We start from the raw sequence: 7,843 nt of genomic DNA on the forward strand, positions 1-7,843 counted from the left end.
ACACGATACGACAAACTCAAGAGAAATTACGAAAGTATGGTAGCTATCGCGTGTGGATACCTGTGGCTACCTATGTGAAATGTCAACAGACCCTAGGGAAACTTTCTAATGGAAGCCATTAGAATAAGTTATTAAAAACAAGAATAATTTGTTGAATTAGTGTAACTACTAGCGTCTGCTGACGTTTTGAGATAAGTATTTCATAGATAGAAACAAACTCGTAATATTGAGGGATTTTTACACCACCCACAAAACGAGTTTGTGATGCCCCGATTGATGCTCAGTGATGCGTTCTAGTCGAAGCTAGAGAAGATTCTGCTTCAAGAAGCCATTTATAACAAGTGCAATTTGCGCATGACAGTAGAAGGTATGTTGTATCGAATGCGGGTTGGTTGCCCGTGGCGAGACTTGTCGAAGGCTTTTGGGTGCTGGAATTCCATCTACAAAAGATTCAATGCGTGGTCATCCAGTAACAAGCGGGGCAGGATTTTCAAGGCGCTGACCATTGACCCAGATTGGGAATGGGAATTTATTGATGGCAGCTACGTTAAGGCACATCAGCATAGTTCGGGAGCGGTAGGTCAAGAAGCCGCAGGCCATCGGGAAAAGCCATGCGGGGAATGCCACCAAGATCCATTTAGTCGTTGATAGTTATGGCTTGCCAGTTGAGTTTGAAATCACCGGCGGAGAAGTCAATGACTGTTCTGCAGCACCCGATTTGATTGCCAGCTTACCTGACGCGGAAGTGGTTGTTGCGGATAAAGACTATGACAGTGAGTATATACGGGAGCAGATATACGAAGAAGGGAGCCAGGGCTGTGATCTCAAGAAAATGCGATTCGGTAAAGGGTAATGCAGATATGGATTGGGGCTTGTATAGATACCGGCATTTGGTGGAAAACACTTTTGCGCGACTAAAGCAGTATCGGGCAGTGGCAACACGATACGACAAACTGAAGAGAAATTACGAAAGTATGGTTGCCATAGCGTGTGGATACCTGTGCGCGACCGAATGGTTGCGCATCCCACGCAATATCGCTGATCAAGTTATGCTGCGAACGCTCAGGGAATGGATAGTGCCATCATTCAACCGCATGCACTTTATTTTTGGCATTGGGGGAATAGTCCTGAAGCACGGCAAGTAGTGTATCGAGGATTATTTGAAGATTCAATTACTCCCAATGCGCTGGATTCAATTTGTGCGAGCCTGCAGGAACAGGCAAATACAAAATCGTTAGGGAAAAACACGGTTGATGCTTGCGTTGCATCAAATCAAACTCAAGAATAGCCATCCTGCTGCGCTGGCTGAGGGCTGAGCGTTTGTTTGGAGAAAGGGCGACGACGGGTGACTGGATCTTGTGCTATGAATTAGCAAATAATGGTGTAGGGTAATCCATGCCTCGTCACTTTACGTATCCAAGCCATGAATTCTAAACTTTAAGTTCACCGACTTTCTATAGGTAGGCTATATACTCTTAGCCAGAATATTTCATAAATTCGCGTGATGATCACGCAGGATTTTGATTAATAGGGAAGTTTTGAGAAGGAGGGGTGTAGTGACTCATACACCCGACTGAGCAAAATCTTTCTTATTAATCAAAAGACAAGTGAGGGCACGTGCCAATTTATGAAATATTCGGGTTAGGTAACCGTTATCGAAATGCTATATAAAGGAGAACAAAAGATGCCAATGACAGTAGGAACACCCCATTCCATTCCTGAGCTTGAAACAACTCCCGACAACATTATGCTTGCTGCGCTCAATCTTTCCGCACGAGCCTATTCCGACAAGCATCTTGATGATCAACCGGTCATCGACGCGGTGAATGCACGTATTCAAAGCTGGACGCCCTTAGAAGCCACAACCTTGGGTTTTGCAGGAAATGATCCTGGATTTAGCATTATAGGCGGGAGTTTGTTGCGATATATCAATGAAAATGCTTCGGCAACCGTTGGTTTAACCATACTGGACGGCAAACGCACATTAGGCATTTCATTTGAGGGTTCCAATGACATTTCTACAGAAAACGGCCTGAAGGACTGGAATCATAATGTTTTCAGTATTAAGGGATACTATGATCTTCTAAATGATGCTGACAACGATAACGCAATCGGTTTTCTTCAATCGATAGTCAACTATATTAATGCTAATGATATAGAACAGGTGCTTGTCACCGGCCATAGCCTGGGAGGAGCAGCGGCGCAATTTTTCATGCAAGACTATGGTGTCACAGATGCCAGATATATCGGTGTGACTTTTGGATCGCCCGGAACGAATCGTTTTCAAACATTGCCGGAAGAACGCTTTGCCAATATTCGTCATAATGACGATGAAGCAGTGATCGCAGGAGATGCGCGGGGATATGAAGTCAGTGGCTCGATTATCAATATACGGGTAGAAGATTCTGGGATAGACGGACTATCAGAGCACACATTATTTATTCCACTGAATGACTCGAAAATCAGCTACCGCAGAAGCGTTGAATTTATAACCTCTCAATTGGATGCGGAAACTTTGTTTCGGGACATGAATATTGTTCCTGGCACCAATGGGGATGACAATTTGAATGCAAAAGAAGGCCAGAATGTTGAAGTTTTGCTGGGTGGTAATGGCGCTGACAGCATGACAGGTGAGGTGCCAGGCGAGCAACATGTTCAGATATTCAAAGGTGGTTTGGGTAATGACGCCATTCATGGTGGTGGAGGAATTGATTATGCCCTATACAGTGGAGCCCGATCTGATTTTACACACCGAATCTCGCCTGCCGGTGAGTTCATCGTGATTGATCAACGAACAGCGCCGAATAATGAAGGAACTGATACGCTTAAAGATATTGAACGGATCATTCTCACTGATATGGCTTTTGCGCTCGATGTGGATGGTTCGGCTGGCAGGGTTGCAAAATTGATTGGAGCTGTTTTTGGGGCTGGAAGCGTCTCGAATACCCATTATGTGGCAATCGGACTCTCCGAGCTGGATAAAGGTACAGGCTATGAGGATCTCGCTGCCTTCGCAATCGCCGCAGCCGGTGCAAATACACCCGAGCAAGTGACCTCGTTATTATGGGGCAATGTCGTCGGCTCGCCTCCAACAGCGGACCAGGCACAGCCCTACATTGACATGCTGAATTCAGGCACATCCATTGGAGAACTAGGTGTGTTCGCGGCAGAACACCCGATCAATCAAGCCAATATAGCGCTGACCGAATTGAGGGAAACCGGGATCGTTTTTGATCCGCTGGGTTTTGTTGTCTAGCCCGAATATTTCATAAATTGGTACGTGCCCTCACTTGCCTTTTGATTAATAAGAAAGATTTTGCTCAGTCGGGTGTATGAATCACTACACCCCTCCTTCTCAAAACTTCCCTATTAATCAAAATTCTGCGTGATCATCACGCGAATTTATGGAATATTCGGGCTAGTTGATCGTTCCAGTAAAACCTTTACCGTTCGCGGTGAGTTTATCGAACCGCTAAGCAGCTGATCGGCCTTCGACAGGCTTGTAGGGTGTATGGTATTACCTGTGAACACGGCGGCAATCGCATCCCGCGTCAGTACCTATCCCCTCTTTTGCGGTTCCGAATCCTGCTGCGTAGCCATCGTGGTTATGACCGGGGTGCATTGTGCATGGCAAAAGGGCTCGCTTTGGCGCTGAAGATATCTTGTCAAGATGGTACAATTTATTTGTTATGTTTCCGCTGGAATTCATGGAGTGCTTAGCCGTTTTAGTTTCTCGGCCAAGATTCAACCTTCCGGACGCCGATTCGATCAACTCTGGAAAGGTCTGCGATCTTTCCAGATTATTGATTCCAATCTCGTCCTTTCAGCTCTCTTGATGATTGAGCTGGCTATTTCCCTTGCACGCTTTGCGCCTGACAGGCAAGAATGCTTCTATTTGGAGGGTCAGTAAGCATTTCATGGTTTCAATACGCAGCAAGTCCTTCCCGTCCGCCGCAGACTACACCGACACCGAAGCCTGGCTGAATGAACTGGCCGCGCAGTTTACGCCAAACGAAATCGGGCTGCTGCGCCAGGCGTGCACGATGGCCGCACCGCTGTATAGCGAGCAGCATACGCTGACCGGAACGCCATTGCTGCAGCATGCGATAGGTGCGGCATCCATCCTCATCGGCATGCGCATGGATGCCGAGACCGTCGCCGCCACCCTGCTGCATGCGGTAGCTGAGTATCTGGATGACTGGCATGCACTGGTGGAAAGCCAATTCGGCGCCAACGTCGCCAGCCTGGTGGAAGGCATCGCACGCATGGAGCAGATCCACCAGTTCAGCGAAATTGAGCAGCTGCACGCGCCAGGCAACACGGGTGATCAAGCGCAGCAGATCGAGAGCCTGCGCCAGATGCTGCTGGCCATGGTGCAAGATATCCGCGTGGTGCTGATCAAGCTGGCTGAGCGCACGCAGACCCTGCGTCATCTCTCTGGCGCGAGTCGCGAACAACAGCAGCGAATCGCCCGCGAAACGCGCGGTATCTTCGCGCCGCTTGCCAACCGGCTGGGCGTATGGCAGATCAAATGGGAGCTGGAAGACCTCGCGTTGCGCTACCTGGAACCGCAGCTCTATAAGGAAATTGCCCGCCTACTGGACGAGCGGCGCGTAGATCGTGAGCAGTACATCGACGACGTACTCGCCCACCTCAGGCAGGAACTGCTGCAAGCCGATATCAAGGGAGAAATCAGCGGGCGGCCCAAGCACATCTACAGCATTATCAATAAGATGCGCCGGAAGCATCTGGAGTTTAGCGAGCTCTACGACATACGCGCAGTGCGTATCCTGGTGGATGACGTCAAGGACTGCTACGCTGCACTGGGCTTGGTGCACCATCTGTGGCAGCCGATTCCCGGCGAATTTGACGACTATATTGCGCGTCCCAAGAGCAACGGTTACCGCTCACTGCACACCGCCGTGATTGGTCCGCGCGGTCTGGCGCTTGAAGTGCAGATCCGTACCTACGACATGCATCTCAATTCCGAACTGGGCGTAGCCGCCCACTGGCGCTATAAGGAAGGCGGCAAGCCGGATAGCAAATTCGAAGAGAAAATCGCCTGGTTACGCCAGATCCTGGCGTGGAAAGATGAGGTCAGCGATAGCGGCGATTTGCTCGAGCAGTTCAAGAGCGAGCTGTTCCAGGACAAGGTTTTCGTGCTCACGCCACAAGGAAAGGTGATCGACCTGCCCAAAGGCTCGACACCCATCGATTTTGCCTACGCCCTACACACTGATCTCGGTCACCGCACGCGCGGCGCCAAGGTGGATGGCAGCATCGTACCGCTCAACACCCGGTTGCAGAATGGCCAGCGCGTGGAAATCCTCACCTCCAAGATGGGCGCACCCAGCCGCGACTGGCTCAATCCGATACTCGGTTATCTGCAGAGTCCGCGCGCGCGCGCCAAGGTGCGCCACTGGTTCAAGTACCAGAATTTCGAGGAAAATGTAGCAATCGGTCGTGCCAAGCTGGACCGCGAATTCCATCGGGCCGGCGTTGGCAGTGTCAATCAGGAGAAACTTGCGCAGAAGTTACACTACAACCGTCTTGAAGACCTGCTCGCTGCCATCGGTCGTGGCGATGTCAGCGAGCACCAGATTGCCCTCGCCATTCAAGAGACTATGCCGCCCAAGCCTGCAGAAGCACTCCCAGCCTTCACCGCCAGGCGCACGCACGTACCCAAGGCGCCGTCGGGCATCGTGGTCGAGGGCATCGGCAATCTGCTCACCAACCTGGCCAAGTGCTGCAAACCGGCACCGCAGGATGTTATCGTTGGCTACGTCACGCGTGAGCGCGGGGTGACCATCCACCGTCAGACTTGCACCTTCGTCACTCGCCTGCCAGAAGAGCGGCGCAGTCGCCTACTGCAGGCGCGCTGGGGTGCCGGCGCAAATCTCGTCGCCAGCGTCGATATCGAAGTAGAAGCCCATGATCGCCAAGGCTTGCTGCGCGACATCAGCGACCTGTTCGTGCGCGAGAAGGTGAACGCCACCAAGGCCAACACGCTAAGCCGCGGTAACCTGGCGATGATGCAGTTTTCGCTTGAGATCACCGATCTGGATCAGCTGCAGCGCCTGCTGGCGCTGATTCAGCAAGTGCCTGGCGTTATCGCAGCGCGGCGGCGGGAGTAACAGCCTATCTGTGAAATGACGGCTGTTTCAGGATAGCTGTTAACCCGAATATTTCATAAATTCGCGTGATGATCACGCAGGGTTTTGATTAATAGGGAAGTTTTGAGAAGGAGGGGTGTAGTGATTCATACACCCGACTGAGCAAAATCTTTCTTATTAATCAAAAGACAAGTGAGGGTACGTGCCAATTTATGAAATATTCGGGTTAAAGATCAGACAGGGAGAAAATTTGATCTCGACGACTCATTTTGTTATTACCTGTGAACACGGCGGCAATCGCATCCCGCGTCAGTATCAAACCCTTTTTTGCGGTTACGAACCCTTGTTGCGTAGCCATCGTGGTTATGACCGGGGTGCATTGCGCATGGCGAAAGAGCTTGCTTTGGCGCTGAGCGCTTCCTTGTTTGTGACGACCACGAGCCGTCTACTGGTCGATCTCAATCGTTCTATCGGGCATCCACGATTATTTTCCCAAGTAACAAAACATGTGCCGGTTACCATTCGGCGCGAGATTCTGACGCATTATTATCTGCCTTATCGCCATCAAGTTGAGCAAACCATCGCGGAAGCAATCCGTAGTGGAAGCCGGGTGATTCATATTTCATCGCATAGTTTCACACCGGTGCTCAAGGGGCAGATGCGTCATGCTGATATCGGCTTGCTTTATGATCCCGCGAGACCGGGCGAACGGGTGTTATGCCATCGCTGGCAGGCAAGCCTCAAAACAATGGCGCCCGATTTAACTATTCGACGTAATTATCCCTATGCTGGTAAGGCAGATGGCTTGACCACCGCCTTGCGCCGTCAGTTTCCAGCAGAAGCATATCTGGGGCTCGAACTGGAAATCAACCAGAAACATGTGGTCAGCGGCAGGCGGCACTGGCAGGCACTGCGTCATTTAGTGCTAGCAGCGCTCCATGACGTCGTTGGGTAAAGTATTGAGTGGCATATGCATTTTCACGAATGCAAATAAAGAACTATCGGGTTAACGTGAGTTCAACGTAAGAAAAGCTGTAAAAGGAATCTGAATTTCTTATGATGAAACGATTTTGGGAAAGAGCTTCATCACTAGCAGGTCATTGGAAAACGGATTTGCTCCGGTAAAATTTTGCATAAGCCTTACTATATTGAATCATGCGCTGCGGCGTCCGAAGGTGCTGGTGGATAGGATACTCAAGCAAATGGATCAGCAGCTTGGTGCCGTTTACTCGAGGAAAGGCTGTCCTTCGATACCGCCGGAGTGGTTGCTGCGAGCATCGCTGCTCCAGGTGTTGTTTACCATCCGTTCCGAACGGTAACTGATCGCGCACATCGAATACAACCTGTGGTACCGCTGGTGTGCCGGGTTGGGTATTTTTTCACGGGTGTCAAGCATCTGACGGAGTGGGCGGAACTGAGCAGTGACGAACATTTGTCAACCCGGGGGCCCAGTGGGGAAAGATCGCGGCTACGGTGTGGATGAGCACATCAAGGCAGCGCCATGCCAGATAGTATTTGCCAGACCGAGGGCTATACGATCAGTCTGAAGATTCGCAAACGGATCGAGGAAGTATTGGGCTGGATGAAAACGGTAGGCGGGATGCGTAAGCTCAGACCACCTGATCCCGACAATTTTAAGATGACCCCAATTTAAAGATCAGACGAAGTCCAGATCGAGGAAAGAAGGTTTCAGTAGCATTGAGCTCCTCGCAAAGCTTAGCGATGACCTC

4 protein-coding genes and 2 pseudogenes are annotated in these 7,843 nt (G+C 50.5%); all 6 read left to right on the forward strand.

The window, feature by feature from the left end; genetic code table 11:
• Window positions 1-78, forward strand: a pseudogene (locus tag BLP80_RS15355) (IS5/IS1182 family transposase); the annotation flags it as partial.
• Window positions 79-312: 234 nt separating this feature from the next.
• Window positions 313-1,001, forward strand: a pseudogene (locus tag BLP80_RS13885) (IS5 family transposase); the annotation flags it as partial.
• A gap of 683 nt (window positions 1,002-1,684) precedes the next feature.
• Window positions 1,685-3,256, forward strand: a complete 1,572-nt coding sequence (locus BLP80_RS13890; protein ID WP_090544226.1) for a lipase family protein — start codon at window positions 1,685-1,687, stop codon at window positions 3,254-3,256.
• Window positions 3,257-3,917: 661 nt separating this feature from the next.
• The gene (locus BLP80_RS13900) at window positions 3,918-6,134 is read left to right on the forward strand and encodes a RelA/SpoT family protein (protein WP_090544230.1); all 2,217 of its coding nucleotides are present in this window, start codon (window positions 3,918-3,920) and stop codon (window positions 6,132-6,134) included.
• Window positions 6,135-6,315: 181 nt separating this feature from the next.
• Window positions 6,316-7,068, forward strand: a complete 753-nt coding sequence (locus BLP80_RS13905) for an N-formylglutamate amidohydrolase (protein WP_256325116.1) — start codon at window positions 6,316-6,318, stop codon at window positions 7,066-7,068.
• Between the two features lie 546 nt (window positions 7,069-7,614).
• Window positions 7,615-7,767, forward strand: coding sequence for a hypothetical protein (locus tag BLP80_RS15770; protein ID WP_176754382.1), 153 nt, complete (start codon window positions 7,615-7,617; stop codon window positions 7,765-7,767).
• The last annotated feature ends 76 nt before the right edge of the window (window positions 7,768-7,843 follow it).

This window comes from Nitrosomonas sp. Nm132 (assembly GCF_900100485.1).
In the GTDB taxonomy this organism is placed as follows: Bacteria; Pseudomonadota; Gammaproteobacteria; order Burkholderiales; family Nitrosomonadaceae; genus Nitrosomonas.

Coding starts and splice junctions, on each gene's coding strand:
- BLP80_RS13890 (WP_090544226.1), top strand. CDS start 1,685: ATGCCAATGACAGTAGGAACACCCCATTCCATTCCTGAGCTTGAAACA.
- BLP80_RS13900 (WP_090544230.1), top strand. CDS start 3,918: ATGGTTTCAATACGCAGCAAGTCCTTCCCGTCCGCCGCAGACTACACC.
- BLP80_RS15770 (WP_176754382.1), top strand. CDS start 7,615: ATGCCAGATAGTATTTGCCAGACCGAGGGCTATACGATCAGTCTGAAG.